A 23305-nucleotide genomic window follows, 5' to 3' on the forward strand; every position below is an offset into this window, starting at 1 on the left:
GCAGGGACGGTGGTCATCGTGCGGGTCCATCGTGGCTGATCGCGCAGTTCCCCGCGCCCCTAAATACCGCCGTCTCCTTGGGCAGCGGGGCCGCCCCCCGGGGGCGGAACGGGTGGGCAAGGGGGCGGCCCCCACGCGGAGCGCCCCTCCCCTCGGCCGCACGCCCTCACCACCGCACTACCCCAGGACAGGGACCCTCACATGCCACTAGTCACCACCGGTGAACTCATCACCTCCGCCGCCTCCACCCACCAAGCCCTCGCCGCCTTCAACGTCATCACCCTCGAACACGCCGAAGCCATCGCCACCGGCGCCGAGCGCGCGAACTCCCCCGCCGTCCTCCAAATCTCCGAGAACGCCGTCAAGTTCCACGGCGGCAACCTCCTCGCCGTCGCCGCCGCAGCCGCCGCCGTCGCCCGCGCCTCCTCCGCCCCCCTCTCCCTCCACCTCGACCACGTCGTCTCCGTGGACCTGCTGCACGCCGCCCACGAGGCCGGCTTCAGCTCCGCGATGTTCGACGCCTCGAAGCTCTCCTACGAGGACAACGTCAAGGCCACCGCCGAAGCCGTCCGCTGGGGCCACGAGCGCGGCATCTGGATCGAGGCCGAACTCGGCAAGGTAGGCGGCAAGGACGGCGAGGCCCCGCTCGACGCGCACGCCCCGGGCGTAAGGACCGACCCCCAGGAGGCCGCCGCTTACGTCGCGGCCACCGGCATCGACGCCCTGGCGGTCGCGGTCGGCTCCTCCCACGCCATGACGGAACGCACCGCCGCCCTCGACCACACCCTGATCGCCCGCCTCAAAGAGGCGGTCCAGGTCCCCCTGGTCCTGCACGGCTCCTCGGGCGTCCCCGACGAGGAGATCCGCCGGGCAGTCGCCTCCGGAATGGTCAAGATCAACGTCGGCACGGCCCTCAACACGGCCTTCACGGGCGCGGTCCGCGCGTACCTCGAAGCGAACCCCTCCACGGTCGACCCCCGCAAGTACATCGCCCCGGGCCGCGAAGCGATGTCCGCGACCGTGGCGCACTTCCTGACGACGATCGGCTGACGACGATCGGCTGACGCCGGACCGTCCTCACACGTGAGTGGGCCCCACCGGGATACCACCGGTGGGGCCCACTCACGTACGTACCGACGTCACGAGCTCCTGTGGCCCGCTTCCAGCGACACCCGCGCCAGGTTCGCCTGACAGCCCGACGGGCACGAGATCACGAAGGTGTTGTCGCCCTCCTTGAGACTGAGCCAGGAGTAGGTGCTCTGCCAGCCCTTCGCCCAGTCCCCGTCCGGCGTGCCGCCGAAGTTCTTCATGTTGATGCCGGAACCGTGCGGCTTGCCGTTGACCGTCAGGTCGGCCTTGGCGTCCTTGCCCGGAATGCCGTAGTCGACGGACAGCGTGTACTTGCCCGCCTTCGGCACCTTGACGGTCCACGTCGCCGACGCGCCGGGCGTGCTCAGCGGCACATACGTCCCGGACTCCGACTTCGCCCCCGGCACGTCCTTCACCGCACTGAGCCCCGTCGACAACTGCAGAAGCCCCGCGTCCGACTTCGGCAGCGCCTCCGGCTCCTTCTCGCCCTCCGTCGGCTCCTCCGTGGGCTTCGGCTGCTGGGTCTGGCCCTGGCCGGCCGTGGCGCCGTCCTTGCCGGACGCCTGGTCCTTCTCGTCGCTGTTGCCGAAGTACACCGCCGCTCCGATGCCGATGCCCACGGCCGCGACCACCGCGATCGCACCGATCAGCAGACCGCGCGTGTTGGGACCGCGCCCGCGGCCACCGCCGCCGGGTCCCTGACCGCCGGGGTACGGAGCCGGACGGCCCGGTGCGCCGCCGGGCTGCGTCTCGGGCGCCGCGTAGTGAGCGTTGGGCTGCCCGTACTGCGGCCCCTGGCCCTGTGCCTGGCCCTGCTGCGGAAACGGCTGCGTGGCCTGCGCCTGCTGCCCGTACTGCTGCCCCTGGCCCTGCGCCTGCTGCCCGTACTGCCGCTCGCCGACCGCCCGCACCTGGTTGTACGACGTCCTGGGGACCCCGCGCTGCGAAGTCGGACCCGGGTAGCCGTAGCCGCCGCCCGAGCTCGGCGGCTGAGCGCCCGCCGCACGGCCGTCCTCATAGAGGTAGCCGAACGGGTCGTCGTCCTCGGGCGTGCTCGTGCCGTTGTTCCCGGCCGTCATCCCTGGTCACTCCTCACCATGTTCGCCAGCGTCGCCGACCCGGCGAGCCTACCCGGTACGGGCAAAGGGCTTCTGGGACATGGGAAACAGTGGGAAACAGCACGCACGGGTGCGGGCTATCCGGCCCGCCTGTGCACCTTCGACCTGGACCGCTTTTCGATGTACATGCGCTGGTCGGCGGACTGCAGCACCTCGTCGACCGTCATCCCGCACTCCGCCCAGCCAATGCCGAAGCTGGCCCCGACCCGTACCGCTCGGCCGTCGACGCGGATGGGAGGGATGATCGCGTTACGGAGCCGGACGGCGAGGTCCGCCGCGTCCGCGTTGCCGAGGCCGTCCGCGAGGACCACGAACTCGTCGCCGCCGAGCCGCGCGACAGTGTCACCGTCCCGGACACAAGTGGTCAGACGTCGTGCGACCTCGATCAGAACCTCATCACCAGCCTGATGTCCGAAGCGGTCATTGATGGACTTGAAGCCGTCGAGGTCGCAGAAGAGGACGGCGAGCCCCTTCGTTCCGTCGTCCTCCGCGCCCTCTTGAGGGGCAACCGTGTGCACGTGGTGGTCGTAGAAGCCGGGGTCGCCCTCGCCCATCGGATCCCCGAAGAACCCCTCGTCGTACGTCACGCCCTCGTCGTACGCCCCGTCGTACGCGGCGTCCAGCGCCTCCACGGCCGTCGCACGCACCGCGTGCGGACGGCGGCAGAGGCGGGCGCTGAGCCGGGCCCGCAGTTCGGCGCTGTTGGGCAGGCCGGTGAGGGAGTCGTGCGAGGCGCGGTGCGCGAGGTGGAGTTCGTGGCGCTTGCGCTCCTCGATGTCCTCGACGTGGGTGAGGAGGAAGCGGGGGCCGTCGGCGGTGTCGGCGACGACGGAGTTGCGGAGGTTGACCCAGACGAAGCTGCCGTCGCGGCGCTGGAGGCGGAGTTCGGCCCGGCCGCCCTCCGCCGACGTGCGCAGCAGGGTCCCGACGTCCTCGTGGTGGACGAGGTCGGCGAAGGAGTAGCGGCGCATCGCGGAGGCGGGGCGGCCGAGCAGGCGACAGAGCGCGTCGTTGGTGCGCAGGAGCCGGCCGTGCTGCTCGCCGCCCATCTCGGCGATGGCCATGCCGCTCGGCGCGTACTCGAAGGCCTGCCGGAAGGACTCCTCGCTGGCGCGCAGGGCCTGCTGCTCGCGCTCCAGGCGGACCAGGGCGCGCTGCATGTTGGAGCGGAGGCGGGCGTTGATGAGGGCGATGGAGGACTGGGAGGCGTACATCGTGAGCGCCTCCTGCCCCCATGCGCCGGGGCGGCGCCCGCCGCGCGGCCGGTCCACCGAGATCACGCCGATCAGCTCGCCGTCGCCGCCGGACGCGTACATCGGCGCGTACAGCCGGTCGCTCGGGTGCCACTCGTCGGCGAAGCGCGGCTCGGGCCCCTCGGTGTGCCACTGCGGTACGTCGTCCTCCATCAGCACCCAGCCCTCGGTGTGCGGAATGAAGTGGAGGTCGCCCCAGCGCTCGCCCATGGACAGGCGGCGTTCCCAGGAGGCTCGGGAGCCGACACGGCCGGCGATGAGGGCTTCGGCGGCGGTGTTGCCCGCGAAGGCGGCGACGACGAGGTCCCCGTCCGGGCGGACCAGGTTCACGCAGGCGAGTTCGTACCCGAGGCCGGCGACGATGCCGTCGGCGACGGCCTGCACGGTGTCCGACAGGCTGCGCGCGGTGTTGAGGTCAGCGACCACCCGGTGCAGTTGCCGCAGGGTCGCAAGACGGACGTACGGCTCCGACTCGGCCTCCATGACCCGCTCCCCGAGACCTCGACAGCAACGACAGCAACTCCAGGCTTCTCATCGTCCGATTGCCACCGCCACTGAATCACAGCGCGCTGCTCTCCCGGTACACAGGGTCAACAAATACTTCCCTCTGTGACTCAAGTCACAAGCGCGTACCGGAAGTTGATGTCTCTCCTGTGGGAGCGCTCCCGCGCTGCTCATGGCCTTGCGTGGCCGAAAACGGGCGGTGAGCGGAGGGTGGCGGGGAGGGTGCTGCGAGGGTTGTGCACGAGGAGACCTAGGTCTTCTCTGGTCCCTATGCCCGATGTGCCCGGGACATGTTCCCCCCTAGCGTTGATCATGTGTTCCAGATGACTGAAGCCACCCCGCAAAGCACCCTCCCGAAGCCTCGCCCTGTCGCGATCCCCCATCCTGAAGGGGTGAGCGATGACGAGTTCCGTGCCGCGATGGCCCGTTTCACTGCGGGAGTGACTCTGGTGACGGCCCATGACGCGGACGGCGGCCCGCGCGGCGAGGACGTCGGAATGACGGCGACGGCCTTCATGTCGGTGTCGCTGGAACCGCCGCTGGTGATGGTGAGCGTGCGCAACGGCTCCCGCATGGACGACCTCCTGGCCGAACAGCCCCTGTGGGCGGTCTCCCTCCTCTCCGAGAGCCAGCGGCACATCGCGGGCCGCTTCGCGATGAAGGGCCGCCTCAGCGACCGCCTCCTCTTTGAGGACATCGCGTGGAAGCGGGGAGAGGTGTCGGGGGCACCACTGGTGGGCGGCGCCCTGGCAGTCGTCGAGTGCCGCACCGAGCAGCGCGTCGAGGCGGGCGACCACACGCTGGTCATCGGCCGCGTACTGGCGGTCGACCTGCCCAGCGCGGACGGCGGCCCGCTGACCTACTTCCGCGGCAAGTACCGCCAGCTGAGCTGAGCGCAACAGGGGGCACTCACCAGGCGGCGCTCAGTAGGCGGCGCTCAGTAGGCAGCGCCCCATAGGGGCGCGGGGAACTGCGCGACCAGCCACACTCAACCCGCAGGCTAAGAACCGCCCCTCCCCGCCCGCGCACAGCGTTCAGTGCCAGTCCTTGCCCGACCGGCCGCCCTTCGTCTGGCTGCGCTGCTTCTTCTCGCGCAACCGCCGCTCGTTGATCCCGCGCGGGATCTTCGTCGCCCGGCGCGGCCGGGGCGGCGGCGCGCTCGCTTCGGCGAGCAGCGAGGCGAGCCGTACGGCCGCCGTCTCGCGGTTCCGCCACTGCGACCGGTGCTCGGACGCGTGCACGGACACGACGCCGTCGACCAGCCTCCCGGCCAGCCGCTCCAGCGCCCGCTCCTTCCACACCTCCGGCAGCGCATCGGTCCTGGCGAGGTCGAAGCGCAGCTCGACCCGCGTGTCCGAGGTGTTGACGTGCTGTCCACCCGGACCCGACGACCTGGAGAAACGCCACATGAGCTCGGCCTCCGGGAGGGAGACGGAGCCACGGATGATGTAGGGCCCGGACATGGGTCCATAATCCCTGCTCATCCCCTGCCCCGTCACACCGTTTTCGCAGGAGGCCGTCCACGACACGGACGCACCTCGCGCGACGATCTTGGCGCTGCCACGATGCACGCATGACTGACGACATGCGCGACGACATACGCGACGACGTGTGCGACGACATACGCGAGGCGTACCTGGAGGCCGCCGGAAGCGCGGTCCGGCTGCTGGCTTCGGAGCAGGTGGCCCGGGGCTGGAAGTCCGAGTCCGTGCTCCCCGGAATGACGGTCGGCGGACTGTCCGGTCACCTCGCGAACAGCGTTCTGCAGGTCGAGTGGTTCCTCGCGGGCACGGTGGCGGGCGCGGAGCCGGTGTCGCCCGTGCGGTACTACGCACGGCTCACCGGTACGGCGGTGCCGGACTCCGCGCTCAACGTCGGGGTGCGCGCCCGCAGCGAGGAGACGGCGGAGGCCGGCCCTACGACGGTGGCCGACCAGGCCCGGCAGGCATGGGAGCGGCTGTCGCAGCGGCTGCCGGCGGAGCCAGCCGACCGGCGGATCGAGGTCCTGCACCGTCCGGGGGAGGAGATGCTGCTCGACGGCTACCTCCAGACCCGTTGCGTCGAGCTGGCGGTCCACACCGAAGACCTCGCCCTCAGCGTCGGCAGCGAGGACCGGGCGCCGGACGCCGCGCTGAGCATCGCGGTCGACGTGCTGGTGGCGGCCGCCCGTGACCGGCACGGCGACCAGGCGGTGCTGCACGCGCTGGCCAGGCGCGAGCGCGACACGACGGACGCCCTGCGCGTCCTGTAGAAGCGCCCCCGAAGGCCTCCCCGGACGGCAGCGACGAACCTACCGAAGAACCCGCCGCCGAACCTGCCGACGAACCTGCCGACGAACCGCAGGCGACCCGCGGCGCCGACGCATCGGCAAAGAAAGTAAAGAGAACCGCCCGAACCTGGAACTTCCCGGGCCCCGGACCGCGTTAGATGGGGTGACGGTAGCTTCGGCACTTGTAACCGAAGCCCGCACACCACGATGAAAGGGACATCCCATGGCAGTAAGCCTCAGCAAGGGTGGCAATGTTTCGCTCTCCAAGGAGGCCCCGGGCCTGACCGCCGTCACGGTCGGCCTCGGTTGGGACGTCCGCACGACCACGGGCACGGAGTTCGACCTCGACGCGTCCGCCATCGCGGTGAACCCCGCTGGCAAGGTCTACTCGGACGGCCACTTCGTCTTCTTCAACAACAAGGCGACGCCGGACCAGACCATCGTGCACACCGGCGACAACCGCAGCGGTGAGGGCGAGGGCGACGACGAGCAGATCAACGTCAACCTGGCCGGCCTCCCCGCCGACGTCGAAAAGATTGTCTTCCCGGTCTCGATCTACGACGCGGAAGCCCGCTCGCAGAACTTCGGCCAGGTCCGTAACGCCTTCATCCGCATCATCAACCAGGCCGGCGGCGCCGAGATCGCCCGCTACGACCTGAGCGAGGACGCCGCCACCGAGACCGCGATGGTCTTCGGCGAGCTGTACCGCAACGGTGCGGAGTGGAAGTTCCGCGCGGTCGGCCAGGGCTACGCCTCGGGCCTGACCGGCATCGCCCAGGACTTCGGCGTCAACGTCTGACGTACGAGTACGGCATGACCTGACCGAGGGCCCCGGCCACCGCACCAGCTCAACGCGGCGACCGGGGCCCTCGCGGCTTGCGGTTCTCGTACCGGACGCGATCCGCTCTGCCGCGCACGACATCGGCGGGCAGCCCGCCGTCCGCACTGGACCGTGCGTGAATTTGAGCCATCATCGCTCTGTACGCCACCCGTTGTCCGCGAGCTGACCGAGCTCGGGCACGCGACGCAGCTTCCGTGCACGTACCACCGGTAACCACAACTCCCCTTCATCGCACACGCGTTGACCGGATATCGGGCAGACTCCACCACAAATGGACTCTCAACGGACGCCCAACGGGCAAGAGAAGGTCAAAAACTTGTGAGGCATTTGTTGGCACTGCGTCAACTCTTGTCATTTGGTGTCACTCTCACATCGCTCAACCTCTTACCCCCCACGGAACGAGTGATGGAGAGCGTATGAACCCCCACAAGAACTCTGTCCGCATGTCGAAGAACACCAAGCGTGCCGCCGCACTCGCCGCGGCCGCCGCCATGGTGGTCGTCGGAGTCCAGGCCGGCAGTGCGACCGCCGCGCCCGAGAAGGCGCAGGGCGCGCAGGCCTCCTCCACCGCGGCCGCCGCCACCCTGCGGGCCGGCGCCATCAAGTCCGCTCAGGTCAGCGCCGCTTCGGCCGCCAGAAGCCTGGGTCTCGGTGGCACCGAGAAGCTCTTCGTGCGCGACGTCATCAAGGACGCCGACGGCACCGTCCACACCCGTTACGAGCGTACGTACGCCGGTCTCCCCGTCCTCGGCGGCGACCTCGTCACGCACGTCGCCAAGGGCGGAAAGCTGAAGTCGGTCGACAAGGCCACCGACGCGAAGATAGCCGTGCCGTCCACGACGCCGAAGCTCAAGTCGGCCGCTGGCGCCCGCAAGGTGATCTTCGCCGTCGACGGCAAGCCCGTGCTCGCCTTCGAGACCGTGAAGTCCGGCGTCAAGAAGGACGGCACGCCCAGCCGGCTGCACACCGTCACCGACGCCACCACCGGCAAGAAGCTCTACTCGTACGACGAGATCGAGACCGGCACCGGTACCGGCATGTACAACGGCGAAGTCCCGCTGACCAGCACCAAGGGCGGCGCCGGCTTCGACCTGACCGACGGCGAGCGCGGCGGTCACAAGACGTACGACCTGAAGGGCGGCCAGTCCGGCACCGGCACGCTCTTCAACGACGCCGACGACAAGTGGGGCAACGGCAAGGCCGACGACCCGCAGACCGCCGCCGTCGACGCCGCCTACGGCGCCGCTGCGACCTGGGACTTCTACAAGGCGGAGCTGGGCAGGAACGGCATCGCGGGCGACGGCAAGGCCGCCTACTCCCGCGTCCACTACGGCAAGGCGTACGTCAACGCCTTCTGGGACGACAGCTGCTTCTGCATGACGTACGGCGACGGCGAGGGCGACGCCCACCCGCTGACGTCCATCGACGTCGCCGCGCACGAGATGAGCCACGGCCTCACCGCGGCCACCGCCAACCTGGAGTACCAGGGCGAGTCCGGCGGCCTCAACGAGGCGACCTCCGACATCTTCGGCGCAGCCGTGGAGTTCTTCTCGAAGAACAAGGCGGACGTCGGCGACTACCTCATCGGCGAGAAGATCGACATCAACGGCGACGGCACCCCGCTGCGCTACATGGACAAGCCCAGCAAGGACGGCCAGTCGCTCGACTACTGGGACGAGAAGGCGGGCGACGTCGACGTCCACTACTCCTCGGGCATCGCCAACCACTTCTTCTACCTGCTGGCCGAGGGCAGCGGCGCGAAGGAGATCAACGGCGTGAAGTACGACTCGCCGACCAAGGACGGCTCGAAGGTCACCGGCATCGGCCAGCAGAAGGCCTACAAGATCTGGTACAAGGCCCTCTCGACCTACATGACGTCGACGACCGACTACAAGGCCGCCCGTGAGGCGACCCTGAAGGCGGCCACGGACCTGCACGGCGCGGACAGCGTCGAGGCCAAGACGGTGGCTGCCGCCTGGGCCGGGGTCAACGTCAAGTAACGGTTACCCGTTGGGAGTTGCTGGCTTCTCGTCACCGTGGAGCCAGACCTCCCAGACCTCCGACAGATCCGCTTCCGTCTGTGCGTCGACGTATGCGGTGAAGTCGTCGGTGGAAGCGTTTCCGTGGCGGTGGGTGGCGGCCCAGCCTTGAATGATTTCAAGGAAGGGTTCGTCGCCCACCGCCTGTCGGATTTTGTGGATGACCATCGCGCCGCGCTGGTAGACGGGATTGTCCGAGATCCGGCTTGCGTCCGGCGGACTGGCGGGCGGGAAAGCCCAGTTGGGCTCGTACTTGAACGCCTCGTCGAAGGACTCCTGGGCCGTCCTGCCCTCCTGGTCCTCCTCCCACATCCACTCCGCGTACGTGGCGAAGCCCTCGCTCAGCCACATGTCGCGCCAGTTCTTCGGCGAGACCGAGTTGCCGAACCACTGGTGGGCGATCTCGTGCAATTGGGCCTCTTCGAGTGAGTTGTCCCCGCCCTTGACTCCCGCGTAGACCGGCTTGCCCTGGCTCTCCAGTGCGTACCCCACGTCGTCGGCGTTGCGGAGGACGACCGACCCGATGGAGTCGAAGGGGTACGGGCCGAAGTTGGTGACGCACCAGTCCATCAAGTCCGGGATTTCGGAGCGCAGTTGGGCGCTCGCCGCATCCACCGACTCCTCGGCCGCCGCGTACACCGGAACGGTTCGTACGGCCGTCACCCCGTCCTCGGCCAGCTTCGCCGGGGCCTTGCTCTCCCACACCTTGAACTTCCCCACGGCCAGCATCGCCAGATAGCTCGCCATCGGCTCGCGCATCTGCCATGCGAAGGTGGTACGGCCGGACCTCGTGACCGGCGGACTCTTCAACTCGCCGTTGGAGATGGCGGTTTGGCCGTCCGGGACGGTGACCTTGATGTCGTACGTCGCCTTGTCGGAGGGGTGGTTGTTGCCCGGGAACCATGCCATTGAGCCGCTCGGCTGCCCCACCGCGACCGACACCTTGCCGTCCTTGGAGCGGAGCCAGCCCTCCTCGTCGGTGTCTGCGTTGACGATCCGCTGCGGATCACCCGAGTACCGCACCACCGCCGTGAACGTCTCCCCCTTCCGCAGGTCCCGCTTCGGCCGCAGCGTCAGCTCGGTGCCCGCCTGGCTCGCTGCGGCTTTCTCGCCCTCCACCGTCGCGCTGTCGACCTTGAGCTTCGACAGGTCGAGGTTGAACGCGCTCAGGTCCTGCGTCGCTCTCGCCGTGATCTCCGCCGTGCCCTTGAGGTGGTGGGCGGCCGGGTCGTAGTCGAGGTCGAGGGCGTAGTGGGAGACGTCGTAGCCGCCGTTGCCCAGCTTGGGGAAGAGCGGGTCGCGCAGGCCGTGCGCGCCCGGGGTGCCCTCGACGATGCCGGGGCCTTCGGACGTACAGCCGGACGCCGCGACCGTCAGGAGGAGTGCGGTCGCGGCGGAGAGGGCGAGGCGGGGGCTGCGGGGGTGACGAGGGCTGCGGGAAGGCATCCGGCGATCCTATGCGGCGGGCCCTGCGGGGCCTGGGCCGTGCCACGGGAGTGGCCGGAAACCTCAGCCCGGCCACTCCTCAGCCCAGCACCGCCACCCCCAGCGGACGTACCCCCGCCGCCACCTTCCGCTTCGTACCGCTCTCCAGGTCGACGACCGTGATGCCGTCCCACGAGCCCTCCCGGGTGAAGCCCCCGGTGACGTACGCGGTGCGGCTGTCGCGGGAGACGGCGACGTCCTCGTGCGCCCCGTCGAGCGGAACGACGCGTTCCGAGCCGTCGGGCTTACGGATGGTGAGCGAGGCCTCCTCGTCGTCGCCGCCGATCGGGCCCGTACCGACGACGATGAGGGTGCCGTCGGGGGCGAGCGTGGTGCCGTGCTGATGGGTGTTGGCGGTCATCGGCTCGACGGTGACGCGGCCGGTGCGCGGATCGAGGACCGCGAGGCGCTCGCCCTCGAAGGGGAGCAGCAGCTTGCCGTCGGCGGGGCGGACTGCGGCGTAGTGCGGCTTGAGCCAGGAGCCCAGGCCGCCCTCCGTACCGTACGGGGCGACTTCGAGCCGACGGGCGCGCAGGGTGTCGGCGCGCACGGCGGTGACGTCGTACGAGTCGTGGCCGGTCGCGTAGACCTCGCTCCCGTCGGCCGAGACGTCCACGTCGAAGGGGCGGCGGCCGACCCCCACGGTGTCGACGACCTTGCGGGAAGCGGTATCGATGACCTCCAACACCCCTTTCTCATCCGGGACGTTGACCCCGACGTAGACCCGGCTGCCGTCCGGCGACAGGGCGATGCCCATGCCGCCCGCCCGGTACTCGCCCATCGTCGCGGGCCCGTCGGCCTTCGTCTCGTACGGGATCCGGCCGAGGCTCGTACGGGTGCGGGTGTCGACGACCGCGACGCCCTCGGCGGTCGCGACCCACGCCCGGCCGTCCGCGCCCACGGCGAGACCGTACGGAGCGGTGCCGACCCGCACCGAGCCGACGGGCCCGCGCGCCGGGTCGACGAAGGTGACGGTGTCGGCGTCGAAGTCGGCGACGAGGAGGGTGCCCGCGAGGGTGGCCGCGGAGGCGGGAGTGGGCGCGGTGGGGGTGACGGAGGCGGTACGGGGCCGGTCGGGGGCGCTCTCGCCGGCCCCGGCGCAACCGGTCGCCAGCAGGCCGACGGCCACGGCGGAGAGGAGGGCGCGGCGTGCGGCTGCCGCGTTCATGGTCACGGTCCGCTTCACTTCGCCTCCCTCAGAAGTGCCGCGATGCCGTCGAAGCCGCGCCGCAGCGCATGTTCCAGCGCGGTCGTCCCGTCCCCGTCCGGCAGGTCCGGGGTGGCACCGGCGGCGAGCAGGATCTCCACGATCTCCTGGTGCGGACGGCCGCCGTCGCCGAGGATCACGGCCTCCAACAGGGCGGTCCAGCCGAGCCTGTTGACGTGGTCGACGTCCATGCCGGTCTCGGCCAGCACCGCCCGTACGTACTCGACGTGACCGCGCTCGCTCGCCGGGATCAGGGACACTCCGCCGAAGCGGTTGCGCAGTGTCAGGTCGGGTCCTGCGGGCAGCAGGGTCCGCATCATCGCGACGCTGCCCGTCACGCCGGTCACGAGCCAGGCACTGTCCTCGCGCACGTCCTGTGCGTCCGGATCGGCCCCGGCCGCGACCAGCAGCCGGGCGGCCTCCACATGACTCCCGAGCGAGGCGAGCAGCAGCGGGGTGCGCAGCTCCTCGTCACGGGCGGTGACCCGGCCCCCCGCACCGAGGGCGGCACGGACACCGGCGGCGTCCCCGCCCTTGGCGGCGGCGAGCAGACGCCGGTCGGCGTCGGGCGAGGGGGTGGGGGCGGTCATGCGGAGGCCCTTCTGTGCGTACGTACGGAACGGCGTGCGGCGGGGACCGCTCCGCCGACTGCTTCGCCGGCTACTTCGCCAGAGCAGCGACACCGGCCTGCGCGAACTTCTCGTCGAGGTCGCCGCTGGGCGCGCCCGCGACACCGATGCCCGCGATCGGCGCGCCCTTGGCCTGGACCGGGGCGCCACCGGCGAGGAAGAGGGTGCCGGGGATGTCCTTCAGGTTCGGGGCCTGGGCGAGGCGCTTGACGAGCTCGGAGGTGGGGGCGTTCCAGGAGACGGCGGTGTAGCCCTTCTTCACGGCCGACTCGGGCGACTGCGGTCCTGCGCCGTCGCCGCGCAGGGTGACGACGGTGTTGCCGTTGCGGTCGACGACGGCGACGGAGACGCGCTGGTTCTCCTTCTTCGCGGCGTCGAGGGCGGCCTCGGCGGCCTTGGTCGCGGCGGCGACGGTGAGGTGGGTGGACTGCTGGAGGTTCTGGTTCGAGGTGTCGGCCTTGACGGCGGCCTTGGTCTCGGCGGCCGGGGCGGATGCGCTGGCGCTGACGGCGCCGAAGGTACCGGCCCCGAGGACGGCGACGACGGCGGAACCGGTGAGGACGCGGGTACGGAGGGAGAGCTTCTTCATGGGGTGCTCCAAGGCTGCGATACGGAAGGAGAAGGAGGGCCGGAGAGCGGCGGGGGAGCCGCTCTCCGACTGCTTCCAATCCTGGGTCCGCCCACCCCCACGCACGGTCGGTGCACCGGCTCCTCCCGACGACCCGGCCGGTCGATGCCCGGGTCGGCCGATCGGTTGATGCGGGGGTGGTCCGGGTGGGTGAGGATGGATGCGCACCCGCCCCGTCCGGGCACCCCTTTGGGGGCGCGGGGAACTGCGCGATCAGCCACGACGCGCCCGCGCGAAGACCACCCGCCCCGCGGCGAGCGGTTCAGGTGGAGGGGTGGGGAGGGGCCGGATCCGCGAAGCGGCCCACCCACCCGCACCGACCCCACGCACAAGCACAGAACACCCCGAGGACGCGGAGCACAAAGTGCACCAGAACAACACCCAGCTCCCCCCACTCGACCCCGACGCCCGCCTCCTCGCCCTCGTCATGGACGCCGCCTTCTTCCTCCTCCTCGGCGCCTCCCTGGCCCGCTTCCTCCTCCGCCACCCGGGTGAACCCCGCACCCCGTGGATCATCGCCCTCAGCATCACGCTCGCCGTACTGCACGTAGCGCTGTACGTAGCGGGCCCGGCCGGCCGGAACAGCACCCGGTCCACCGCCCAGAACGCCCTCCGCCTGGCCACCGTAGTGATCGTCTGGGCCGTCCTCGTCGTCCTCGCCCCCAGCTTCGCCTGGTGCGCCGTACCCCTCCTCTACACAGGGCTGCGCACCCTCCCCACCCGCACCGCCCTGGCCCTCGTCGCCCTCCTCACCACCTTCGTCGTGATCGCCCAACTCCGGCTCTCCACCGAGGGGTTCGACCCGAACCTCGTCCTGGCGCCGCCCGCCGTGGCAGCCGTCGCCGCCGGCACCTTCGTCTACATGCAGCGGCAGGCCGCCCGCCAGCGGACCCTCATCGACGACCTGATCCGCACCCGCCGCGAACTCGCCGCCACCGAACGCCGCGAAGGCACCCTCGCCGAACGCCAGCGCCTCTCCATGGAGATCCACGACTCCCTCGCGCAGGGCCTGTCCAGCCAGCAGATGCTGCTCCAGGCCGCCGACCGCACCTGGGACGCGGACCCGACGACCGCGCGCCGCCACGTCCGTACCGCCACCTCCATCGCGGAACGCAACCTCGCCGAGGCACGCCGCTTCGTCCATGACCTGGCCCCCGCGGACCTGGCAGCGGCAGGCACCGGCGGTCTCGAAGAAGCCCTCCGCGCGGTCGCCACCCGCGAGAACGCCCGCTTCCACATCGACGGGACCGCCCCGGCCGCCCCGCTCCCCGACCGGGTCCAGTCGGCCCTGCTCCGTATCGCACAGGGCGCCCTCGCGAACGTACGAGAGCACGCAGGGGCGACCACCACCGCGCTCACGCTCACCTACCTGGACGACCAGATCGTCCTCGACATCGCGGACGACGGCCGCGGCTTCACGCCCGGCGGGGAAATCACGGGCGGCGTACGCGGCCACGGCCTCCCCGCCATCCGCGCCCGGGTCCAACAGCTCGGCGGTACTCTCGCCGTCGAGTCCGCCCCCGGCGAGGGCACGGTCCTGTCCGCCGCGATCCCCCTGGAGCCCGCCCCGTGAGCACCCCTCCCCCCGCCCCCGTACGCATCCTGCTCTGCGACGACCACGTGGTCGTACGGGCCGGGCTCCTCGCCCTCCTCGCCAGCGAACCGGACATCGAGGTCGTCGGCGAGGCCGGCAACGGCGAGGAGGCGGTGGCGATGGCCGCCAAGCTCGCCCCCGACGTCGTACTGATGGACCTCCAGCTCGGCGCGGGCATCGACGGAGTCGAGGCGACCCGCCGGATCGCCGGGACGGGCCCGCACGTCCTCGTCCTCACCACGTACGACACGGACGCCGACATCACCCGCGCGATCGCCGCGGGCGCCACCGGCTACCTGCTGAAGGCCGAACGCCCCGAGGAACTCTTCGCCGCGATCCACTCCGCCGCCCAGGGCCGCACGATCCTCTCCCCGCCGGTCGCGAGCCGGGTGATGGCCCAGATGCGGGGCACCGGACGCCCCACCCTCACGGACCGCGAGTCGGACATCCTGGCGCAGCTGGCACACGGCCTGGGCAACCGGGAGATCGCCCGAGCCCTGTTCATCAGCGAAGCAACGGTAAAGACCCACCTGGGACGCATCTACGCCAAGCTCGGAGTGGACACGAGGGCGGGCGCGGTGGCGGTGGCGAAGGAGCAGCGACTGCTGCCGTGAACCCTTCTCGTACGGTCAGCCTCATGGCGGGCCTCCTTGCGCGACGCGACTCTCCCAGCGTCGGCCAGGCACCCACCCCTTCCACGCGCCCACTTCACCCGAACGTGTGAGCGGATACGTTTCTCCGCCCTGCCCCCGGCCGTGCGACCATCAGGTACGTGCTCGACATTGGCTACTCCCTCTCCCGCCGCTTCCCCGACCCCCCGCAGACGGACTACCGCCGTGCGGACGTCCGGTCGCTGCGGCACGACCTGTTCTGCGGCGACGTGTACCTCGCGGACACCAAGGCGGACCGGGAAGTATCCACAGCCTGGGGATGGGTGCCGGTGCTCGACTTCGCGTGGGCGCTGTGCGACATCGTGGAGCAGCTCGACCAGGACCCGCGCGGCAACCGTTCCGCGCTCCGGCAGTACGCGGAGATCGACTTCACCGAGTCGACGGACCGGATGCTGTTCGAGCGGCGCTTCGGGTGGGTGGACGTCGAGGCGGACTGGATGCCGGTCGAGGAGGCCCCCCTCACCTTCGGCCACCGCCTGCTCCGCCGGGAGGCCCGCGACTTCCTCCACGACCTGATCGCGGACCTCACGGACATGCACGACGGCCTGGCCGACAACCCGGCCCTGTGGACCCTCCAGGCAAAATTCCCCCGCGTATCCGACTGACCAGGACCGACCCCGGGCCCATAGCCCCCCCGGCAGCCCCCTAGCCCTCGTGGGCAGCGGGGCCGCCCTCCACCCCGAAGCCCCACCCTCCCGACCGCACACGCCCGCCACCGCCCCGCCCCACGCCCGTGTGCCGCGCCCCCGCGCAAGAGCCACCCTCTACACCCCCTCCACCCGCACCCCCATCTCCGCCGCGAAAACCGGCGCCAGATCCAGCAACTGCGAAGTGCTGATCACCGCCCCCCGCAACCTCTCCACCCCCCGCGCGATCTCCAGCGAAGCGACCGTCCGCAGGTCCACGTCCTTCAGCGTCGCCCCGCTCAGATCCGCCCCCTTCAGCACGCAGTCCCGGAACTCCACCCGCGTCAACTTCGCGTCCCCGAAGTCCGGTTCGACGAGCACGCAGCCCTCGAAGACCACATCCGTGAGCTTCGACTTCCGCAGGTTCAGGTAGTCGATCTTTCCGCCCCGGACCACCACCCGCTCCAGCACCGACCCGTGCAGCTGCGTCCCGCCCAGCCTCGCGTCGACGATCTCCACGTCCCGCAGGGACGCCTCCGCCAGGTCCGTACCGACCCCGCGCACCCCTTCCAGGACCGAGTCCATGAAGCGGACCCGGCCCAGCCGCGTCTCGTCCAGCGCCACCCCGTACAGCCCGCAGTCCATGAAGCGGGCGCCGCGCCCTTCCTGCCCGACGAAGTCCAGGTCCCTGAACTCCAGCCCGTCGTAGTCCCCCTCCGACTCCAGCTCCCCGTCCGCGAAGGGCAGCAGTTCCGGAAGCCGCACCTCCGGGCGTCGTACGGCGGGGACCTGGTTCTTCTTCGCGTCGCGTGCCATGCCGTCCATGCTGCACCACCCCACTGACAACGCGGCCGGGAAGGAATCCCGCACCGACGCCACCGGCAAAACCGTCTCACTGGCCCTGCGCATACAGGTCCTCAGCCGGTCACTCAATCCCCTTGACCTCAAGAGCGCTTGAGGTCAAAGAATGATCTACGAACCACCGGCGCCCGCCGCCCCGGGGGCACCCGACCGGCCCATGCAGCTGACTTTTACGGGAGTTGACCATGCACGCGATCCGCCTCCACGTCTTCGGCCCCGCCGAGAACCTCACGTACGAGAAGACCGAGGACCCCGTCCCCGGCCCCGGTCAGGTCCGGATAGCCGTCACCGCGTCCGGCGTGCACCTCTTGGACACCGCCCTGCGCCAGGGCATGACCGGCCCCTTCTCGGCCCCCGCCGAGCTCCCCACCATTCCCGGCCGCGAGGTCGCGGGCACCGTCGACGCCCTCGGCGAGAGCACGGACCCGTCCTGGCTGGGCAAGCGCGTGGTCGCCCACCTGGGCATGAACCCCGGCGGTTACGCGGAGCTGGCCGTCACGGACGCCGCCAAGCTGCACCCCGTCCCCGACACCCTCGACGACGCCGAGGCCATCGCCATGATCGGCACCGGCCGCACCACCCTCGGCATCCTGCTCTTCGCCGACATCACCGCCGACACCGTCGCGATCGTCCCGGCCGCCGCGGGCGGCATCGGCACACTCCTCGTGCAGTACGTGAAGAACGCGGGCGGCACCGTGATCGGCCTGGCCGGCGGCCCCGCCAAGACCGCCCTCGTCGAGGCGAACGGCGCCGACCTCGCCCTCGACTACAAGCAGCCCGACTGGCCGGAGAAGGTGACCGCCTTCCTCACCGAACGCGGCCTCGGCGGTGCCACGATCGTCTTCGACTCGGTCGGCGCCGACACCGCCCGCGCCGCCGTGGACCTCCTCGCCCCCGGCGGCAAGCACCTCGTCTTCGGCTGGTCCGGCGCAGGCCTGCAGGACGGCGAACCCCTCACCTACACCGAGGCCGAACTCGCCGAACGCGCCATCACCTCCGAGAGCGTCCTCGGCCCGGTCATGATGCAGAAGGCCGGCGGCGACAACCCGCTGCGGACCCTGGAAACCCGCTCCCTCGCCCTGGCCGCCTCGGGCGAACTCCGCCCCGCCGTCCAGCGCTACCCCCTCGCGGAGGCGGCAAAGGCCCACCACGACCTGGAGAACCGGGGCACGGTCGGCAAGGTCGTCCTCGTGCCGTAAGTCGGTGCGCTACGAACCGAGTTGCTTGAGCGCGTCGTCCGTCAGCCGGTACACGTCCCACTCCGCCTGCGGACGTGCGCCCACCGACTCGTAGAACTCGATCGAGGGCCGGTTCCACTTCAGCACCGACCACTCAAGGCGCTCGTACCCCCGCTCCACGCACGTCTGGGCGAGCGCGGTCAGGAGCGCCTTGCCGTGCCCGCCGCCGCGTGCGGTCGGCCGTACGTACAAGTCCTCCAGATAGATCCCGTGCACCCCGCGCCAGGTCGAGAAGTTCAGGAACCACAGCGCGAAACCGACAACCTCACCGTCCTCCCCCTCCGCCATGTGTGCGTACGCCGCCGGGCTCTCGCCGAAGAGCGCCTCCCGCAGCTGCCCCTCGCTCGCCCGTACCTCTTCCAACGCCTTCTCGTACTCCGCGAGTTCCCGCACCATCGCGCAAATCTCCGGAATGTCCTCGACCACCGCTCTGCGAATCATGTACGCAGCGTAAGCAGTGCTTCCGCGACGACCACGTGCGTGTCCGGCATCCGGTCCTCACCGTCCTCCAGCTCCCAGAGGCAGTCCTGCAGCACCCGCCCGAGCGTCCACGCGGCGGCCCGTTCCCGCTCCAGCCCCAGCACTTCGCTCATCAGGTCGAACCGCCGCAGCACCTGGTCGGCCTCGAACCGGTTCTTGATCGCGGGGAAGAGGTCGAAGCCGGGGTCGCCCGCGAGGGGCTTCGGGTCGATCACCACCCACGGCTCGCTCCTCGGGGAACCTTCGCGCGGGGCCAGGACGTTCTCCTCGTGCAGGTCCCAGTGCAGCAGCCGGTCGCCGGGCTCCCCGGCCACCTCGCGGACGGCCGCCGCACACCGCTCCAGCAGCCTGCGCTGCTCCGGATCCGCCAGCTCCGGGAGCAGTTCCGGTGCGTCGTCCAGCAGGCCGGCGGCGATGTCGCCGAGGCGGCGGATGCCGGGCGGGGCGGGGTCCGCGGTGAGCCGCGCCAGCGACTCGGCGATCACCTGCACGCCCGCCATCGCGTCCGGCAGCCCGCCGAGGGAGCGGCTCTCGTCGAGCCGTTCCAGGAGGAGGGTGCCGTCGCGGTCGTCCGCGTCCAGCAGGGCGACGACGCCCCGCCGCCCGGCCCAGGCGCGGAGCGCGGGCGCCTCGCCCTCGCTCTCCTCGTCCCGGAGCTGGAGCTTCAGCACGGCGGGGGTGCGGTCCTCCCGTACGACGGGGAGCACGAGAGCGGCGGCGCCGTGCAGGGCGGGGCCGTCGCGGCGCAGGTCCCAGCGGGCCAGGTAGTCGGCGGCCTGCGCGGGCAGCTGCTCGATCCAGGCACGGCCGGTGGACCCGTTCCAGCGGATCTGCTCCTCCACGAGCCTTGCGGGCACTTCGACTGCGTCCTGCTGCACGCTTCTCCCCTTCGTGGCCGACTGATCGTGTCGACTTCGTCATCGACGACCGAGTCTCCCCCGGATCCCACAGTGCGGGCACGTCGTGGCTGATCGCGCAGTTCCCCGCGCCCCTAAATACCTGCCCCCGTGGGCAGCTGCCGCCGCCGATACCGCCGCCTCCTTGGGCAGCGGGGCCGCCCCCCGGGGGCGGAACGGGTGGGCAAGGGGGCGGCCCCCACTGCGGCGCACCCCTCCGCGACCGCCCCACCCACCGCCCAGCGCCCAAGCGCCCGGCGCGGCCCAGCCCCCCACCCCACCCCAAACCCCCACAATCGCCCCATGTCCCCTTCCCCCCTCCCCGCCACCCGGCGCTACCTCCGCTCCACCCCCGGCACCCACCTCTGGCTGGCCGCCCTCTTCTTCACCACCGTCGCCATGCGCCGCATGGACCCCACCTTCGCCGACGAGTTCCTCCGGCAGCGGTCCACCAACATCCACCACCTCTCCCAGAACCCCGTCCGCGTCCTCGTCTCCTCCGCCTTCTGGATCGACGGCGGCGGCTGGCTCCTGTACGCCGTCCTCTACTCCCTCTTCCACGCCCCCGCCGAACGCTGGCTCGGCACCCTCCGCTGGCTCGCCGTCGTCGCCGCCGCGCACATCGGGGCGACGTACCTCAGCGAGGGCGTCCTCGGCTGGGCGATTCGGCACGGCCTCGCACCCGCCTCCGCCGTCAACACCCTTGATGTGGGCGTGAGTTACGCCCTCGCCGGTGTCGTCGCCGTCCTCACCTACCGCATCCCCACCCCCTGGCGGTACCTCTATCTCTTCGGCGTCCTCACCTTCTATGCCCTCCCCCTCGTCACCGGCCGCACCTTCACCGACGTCGGCCACTTCTCCGCCGTACTGATCGGCCTCGCCTGCTACCCGCTCACTCGAAGCCGGAGCCGGAGCCGGAGCCGAAGCCGGAGCCGGAGCCGGAGCCAGGGCCAGCGCCAGGGCCGGAACCGGGACCGGAGTCCGAAGGCGTCTCGTACGCCTCCATCAGCTCCGCCCAGAACCCCAGCTCCCTGACCGCCTCGTGCCTCAGCCGCCGCCCGTTCTCCCCCGTCGGCCGGAGCTCCTCGTACGCGTCCCGCAGCCCCACCGCCACCCCCTCCGTCAGCTCCGTCAGCCGCTCCCGCACCACCGCCTCCCAGTCGACCGCGCCCGGCCCCCGCCCCTCCCGGTGCAGCTCCACCACCGGCAGCTGCCGCCCCACCGCCCACACCACCAACTGCGGTACGTCCCGCCACAGATGGGAGTGGCCGTAACGCCTGCCGCGCCCCATCCGCCCCACCACTTCCCGTACGCCCCGGGCGATCTCCACCGCCCGCAGCACCCCCACCGCCTCCGTGTTCTCGTTGAACACCGTCCGGTACGCCGCCGAGTCCCGGTCCGCCCACAGCCGCTCCCGGCCCGCCGTGCCGTCCGCCGCGTGTGCCACCTCCAGCCGCGCCCCCGGCGCCAGGCACGCCAGCGCCGCCGTCGCCTCCTCGACCGAGACGCTCGTCCCGTACGGCTCCCGCACCTCGCCCCGCCGTACGGCGAACCGCATCCCGTCGCCCCTGAACTGCCGCATCACCCGCAGCAGATTCGGATCCCGCACCAGCTCGTCCTGCGCCGTGGCCACGTTCCGCCGCCGGTCCTCCGCGTCCAACTCGCCCCGTACGACCTCCACGGCGGGCCCCGTCACCACTTCGAGCCGCAGCACCGACTGCCGCAGCCACTCGTCCGGCGCCCCGTCGGCGACGGCCCGCCGCAGGATCCCCAACCGCTGTACTCCGTCCAGCACTTCGGCGTCCGAGATCCGCACCACGCCCCGGTTGCGCGACCCCTCCGCGTCCCACCGCACCAGCTGCGCGCCCAGGACGACCGACCCCACCACCCCGAAGTCCCACGGCCGTTCGCTCAGCAGCCCCGCCAGTTCCTCGTTGGCGGACGTACCCGCCAGGAACCCGCGCCGTCCCCCTTCCCACGCCCAGCCCGCCAGCCGGTCCGCGGTCACCCACATGAACCAGCGCTGATCACTGATCCGCTCCACCCTCTCCGGCCTCAGCACCAACCCCTCGAAACGGGACGGCACGGGCAACGACACAAGCTGCGGCGGCAAAAACAGAACATCGGTCACACCCCTCCAACGCCCGCACCGCCCCCGAGGTCGCGCCCGCCCCGACGAACCCCCGACCGAACAGGCCCCGACAGACTGTCGCCCCGCACCCCCGATTCCCCCACCCTCACCCGACACAGCGCCCATTGCCGCACCCCGCTCCCGCCCGCTAGCGTCCCGGCACCACCTCTGAGCAGCAAAGAAGCCGCCAGCCCCACCACCACACCGCCCCAGGACGAAGGTCAGCATGCGCGAGCCAAGGACCGACACCACCAACGGAGGAATCTCCTTCTGGTACGCCGACCAAGGCATACCCGCCCCCCGCGAGCCCCTCCCCGGCGACGCCACGGCCGACATCTGCATCGTCGGCGGCGGCTACACCGGCCTGTGGACGGCGTACTACCTCAAGAAGGCCGTCCCCTTCCTCAACATCACCGTCCTGGAAGCCAAGTTCTGCGGCTACGGCGCCTCGGGCCGCAACGGCGGCTGGCTCTACAACGGCATCGCGGGCCGCGACAGCTACGCCAAGCTCCACGGCCACGAGGCCGCCACCCGCCTCCAGCACGCCATGAACGACACCGTCACCGAGGTCATCGACACCGCCGCGGCCGAGGGCATCGACGCCGACATCCACCGCGGCGGCGTCCTCGAAGTCGCCTATACGCCCGCCCAGTTCGGCCGTCTGAAGTCCTTCCACGCCACCGAGGTCGCCTTCGGCGAGAAGGAGCGGGTGCTGCTCGGCGCCCGCGACACCGCCGCCCGCATCCACGTCACCGGAGCCGTCGGCTCCACCTGGACCCCGCACGGCGCCCGCCTGCACCCGGCGAAACTCGTCAAGGGGCTCGCCGACACCGTCGAAGCACTCGGCGTGACCATCCACGAGTCGACCCCGGTCACCGCCATCGAGCCCAAGCACGCCCGCACCCCGTACGGCACGGTCCGCGCCCCGTACATCCTGCGCTGTACGGAGGGATTCACCGCCTCCCTCGACTCGCAGCGCCGCACCTGGCTCCCGATGAACAGCTCGATGATCGTCACCGACCCGATCGATCCCCGCCTCTGGGACACCATCGGCTGGGAGGGCCGCGAGAACCTCGGCGACATGGCCCACGCGTACATGTACGCGCAGCGCACCGCCGACGACCGGATCGCGCTGGGCGGCCGGGGCGTCCCGTACCGCTTCGGCTCCCGCACCGACAACGACGGCCGCACCCGGAGCGCCACCGTCGACGCCCTCCGCGAGATCCTGGTCCGCTTCTTCCCGACCCTCGCCGGCACCCGCGTCGCGCACGCCTGGTCCGGTGTCCTCGGCGTCCCCCGCGACTGGTGCGCGACCGTCACCCTCGACCGTACGACCGGCCTCGGCTGGGCCGGCGGCTACGTCGGCTCCGGCGTCGCCACCACCAACCTGGCCGCCCGCACCCTCCGCGACCTCTTCCTCCAGGACTCGGGCCAGGGCGGCACCACCGACCTGACCACCCTCCCCTGGGTCAACCACAAGGTCCGCAAGTGGGAGCCGGAGCCCTTCCGCTGGCTCGGCGTCCAGGGCATGTACGCCGCCTACCGCGAGGCCGACCGGCGCGAACTCTCCGGCCGCACCGCCGCCACCCACCGCATCGCCCGCCTGGCCGACCGGATCGCGGGCCGGTAGGCCGGGCCCGGCCCCGGCCGTTCACGGACGCCGCGCGTACACCTGCCTGGAGCAATCTCGCTGCCATGCGGGTGTTCCCTCGTACGGCTTTCCGATACACGGGTAGTCCTGAATCC

At 71.1% G+C, this 23305-nt stretch carries 21 protein-coding genes; 11 read left to right on the plus strand and 10 right to left on the minus strand.

What is annotated here, in order from left to right:
* Positions 1–201: 201 nt before the first annotated feature.
* Positions 202–1050, plus strand: coding sequence for a ketose-bisphosphate aldolase (locus ACH4SP_RS40765; protein ID WP_398423261.1), 849 nt, complete (start codon positions 202–204; stop codon positions 1048–1050).
* Positions 1051–1139: 89 nt separating this feature from the next.
* Here the strand turns inward: ACH4SP_RS40765 and ACH4SP_RS40770 are convergent, their stop codons facing one another.
* A complete protein-coding gene (locus ACH4SP_RS40770; RefSeq protein WP_398423263.1) occupies positions 1140–2168 on the minus strand; it encodes a carbohydrate-binding protein in 1029 nt (342 codons plus the stop codon).
* Positions 2169–2284: 116 nt separating this feature from the next.
* Positions 2285–3943, minus strand: coding sequence for a diguanylate cyclase CdgB (gene cdgB / locus ACH4SP_RS40775; protein WP_398423265.1), 1659 nt, complete (start codon positions 3941–3943; stop codon positions 2285–2287).
* A gap of 344 nt (positions 3944–4287) precedes the next feature.
* Here cdgB and ACH4SP_RS40780 point away from each other — a divergent pair, with 344 nt between their 5' ends.
* Positions 4288–4857 (plus strand): flavin reductase family protein, encoded by a 570-nt coding sequence (locus ACH4SP_RS40780; RefSeq protein WP_398423267.1) that lies wholly within the window; start codon positions 4288–4290, stop codon positions 4855–4857.
* Positions 4858–4998: 141 nt separating this feature from the next.
* On the opposite strand, the gene arfB is transcribed toward ACH4SP_RS40780, so the two are convergent.
* On the minus strand, positions 4999–5427 hold the full coding sequence (gene arfB, locus ACH4SP_RS40785) for an alternative ribosome rescue aminoacyl-tRNA hydrolase ArfB (RefSeq protein ID WP_398423269.1): 429 nt from the start codon (positions 5425–5427) through the stop codon (positions 4999–5001).
* Positions 5428–5537: 110 nt separating this feature from the next.
* Between arfB and ACH4SP_RS40790 the strand changes: the two genes are divergently transcribed.
* From ACH4SP_RS40790 to ACH4SP_RS40800, 3 genes are all read left to right on the plus strand, one after another.
* Positions 5538–6215, plus strand: a complete 678-nt coding sequence (locus ACH4SP_RS40790; protein WP_398423271.1) for a maleylpyruvate isomerase N-terminal domain-containing protein — start codon at positions 5538–5540, stop codon at positions 6213–6215.
* 241 nt (positions 6216–6456) lie between these two features.
* The gene (locus ACH4SP_RS40795) at positions 6457–7032 is read left to right on the plus strand and encodes a TerD family protein (protein ID WP_398423272.1); all 576 of its coding nucleotides are present in this window, start codon (positions 6457–6459) and stop codon (positions 7030–7032) included.
* A gap of 458 nt (positions 7033–7490) precedes the next feature.
* On the plus strand, positions 7491–9074 hold the full coding sequence (locus ACH4SP_RS40800) for a M4 family metallopeptidase (RefSeq protein WP_398423274.1): 1584 nt from the start codon (positions 7491–7493) through the stop codon (positions 9072–9074).
* A gap of 3 nt (positions 9075–9077) precedes the next feature.
* Here ACH4SP_RS40800 and ACH4SP_RS40805 read toward each other — a convergent pair whose 3' ends face one another.
* The 4 genes from ACH4SP_RS40805 to ACH4SP_RS40820 all read right to left on the minus strand — a co-directional run bounded on the left by ACH4SP_RS40805 (position 9078) and on the right by ACH4SP_RS40820 (position 13023).
* Positions 9078–10559, minus strand: a complete 1482-nt coding sequence (locus ACH4SP_RS40805) for a M1 family metallopeptidase (RefSeq protein ID WP_398423276.1) — start codon at positions 10557–10559, stop codon at positions 9078–9080.
* A gap of 79 nt (positions 10560–10638) precedes the next feature.
* On the minus strand, positions 10639–11766 hold the full coding sequence (locus ACH4SP_RS40810) for a hypothetical protein (RefSeq protein WP_398423492.1): 1128 nt from the start codon (positions 11764–11766) through the stop codon (positions 10639–10641).
* A 14-nt stretch (positions 11767–11780) separates the two neighbouring features.
* Positions 11781–12395, minus strand: a complete 615-nt coding sequence (locus ACH4SP_RS40815; protein WP_398423278.1) for an ankyrin repeat domain-containing protein — start codon at positions 12393–12395, stop codon at positions 11781–11783.
* Between the two features lie 70 nt (positions 12396–12465).
* Positions 12466–13023 carry a heme-binding protein gene (locus ACH4SP_RS40820; RefSeq protein ID WP_398423280.1) on the minus strand — a complete coding sequence of 186 codons (558 nt, stop codon included), beginning with the start codon at positions 13021–13023 and terminating at the stop codon, positions 12466–12468.
* Positions 13024–13489: 466 nt separating this feature from the next.
* Between ACH4SP_RS40820 and ACH4SP_RS40825 the strand changes: the two genes are divergently transcribed.
* The 3 genes from ACH4SP_RS40825 (at position 13490) to ACH4SP_RS40835 (ending at position 15932) form a co-directional block, all read left to right on the plus strand.
* Positions 13490–14635 carry a sensor histidine kinase gene (locus tag ACH4SP_RS40825; protein ID WP_398423494.1) on the plus strand — a complete coding sequence of 382 codons (1146 nt, stop codon included), beginning with the start codon at positions 13490–13492 and terminating at the stop codon, positions 14633–14635.
* Entirely contained in the window at positions 14632–15270 is a 639-nt protein-coding gene (locus tag ACH4SP_RS40830) for a response regulator (RefSeq protein ID WP_398423282.1), read from the plus strand. Before ACH4SP_RS40825 ends, ACH4SP_RS40830 begins: the two co-directional genes overlap by 4 nt.
* 158 nt (positions 15271–15428) lie before the next feature.
* Positions 15429–15932 (plus strand): hypothetical protein, encoded by a 504-nt coding sequence (locus ACH4SP_RS40835; RefSeq protein ID WP_398423283.1) that lies wholly within the window; start codon positions 15429–15431, stop codon positions 15930–15932.
* Positions 15933–16091: 159 nt separating this feature from the next.
* On the opposite strand, the gene ACH4SP_RS40840 is transcribed toward ACH4SP_RS40835, so the two are convergent.
* The gene (locus ACH4SP_RS40840; RefSeq protein ID WP_398423285.1) at positions 16092–16769 is read right to left on the minus strand and encodes a pentapeptide repeat-containing protein; all 678 of its coding nucleotides are present in this window, start codon (positions 16767–16769) and stop codon (positions 16092–16094) included.
* A 230-nt stretch (positions 16770–16999) separates the two neighbouring features.
* Between ACH4SP_RS40840 and ACH4SP_RS40845 the strand changes: the two genes are divergently transcribed.
* Entirely contained in the window at positions 17000–18013 is a 1014-nt protein-coding gene (locus ACH4SP_RS40845; protein WP_398423287.1) for a zinc-binding dehydrogenase, read from the plus strand.
* A 9-nt stretch (positions 18014–18022) separates the two neighbouring features.
* Here ACH4SP_RS40845 and ACH4SP_RS40850 read toward each other — a convergent pair whose 3' ends face one another.
* Both ACH4SP_RS40850 and ACH4SP_RS40855 read right to left on the minus strand, forming a co-directional pair.
* Positions 18023–18493: a GNAT family N-acetyltransferase gene (locus ACH4SP_RS40850; RefSeq protein WP_398423289.1), complete on the minus strand. Its 471-nt coding sequence runs from the start codon at positions 18491–18493 to the stop codon at positions 18023–18025.
* Complete coding sequence (locus ACH4SP_RS40855; RefSeq protein WP_398423291.1) at positions 18490–19410, minus strand: aminoglycoside phosphotransferase family protein; 921 nt, start codon at positions 19408–19410, stop codon at positions 18490–18492. The genes ACH4SP_RS40850 and ACH4SP_RS40855 overlap by 4 nt, the downstream gene beginning before the upstream one ends.
* Positions 19411–19731: 321 nt before the next feature.
* On the opposite strand from ACH4SP_RS40855, the gene ACH4SP_RS40860 reads away from it, so the two are divergent.
* On the plus strand, positions 19732–20463 hold the full coding sequence (locus ACH4SP_RS40860; protein WP_398423293.1) for a rhomboid-like protein: 732 nt from the start codon (positions 19732–19734) through the stop codon (positions 20461–20463).
* Positions 20464–21785: 1322 nt separating this feature from the next.
* Entirely contained in the window at positions 21786–23189 is a 1404-nt protein-coding gene (locus ACH4SP_RS40865) for an NAD(P)/FAD-dependent oxidoreductase (RefSeq protein WP_398423295.1), read from the plus strand.
* Positions 23190–23305 lie beyond the last annotated feature (116 nt).

It is taken from the genome of Streptomyces sp. NPDC021093, from assembly GCF_044333135.1.
Classification (GTDB): Bacteria; Actinomycetota; Actinomycetes; order Streptomycetales; family Streptomycetaceae; genus Streptomyces.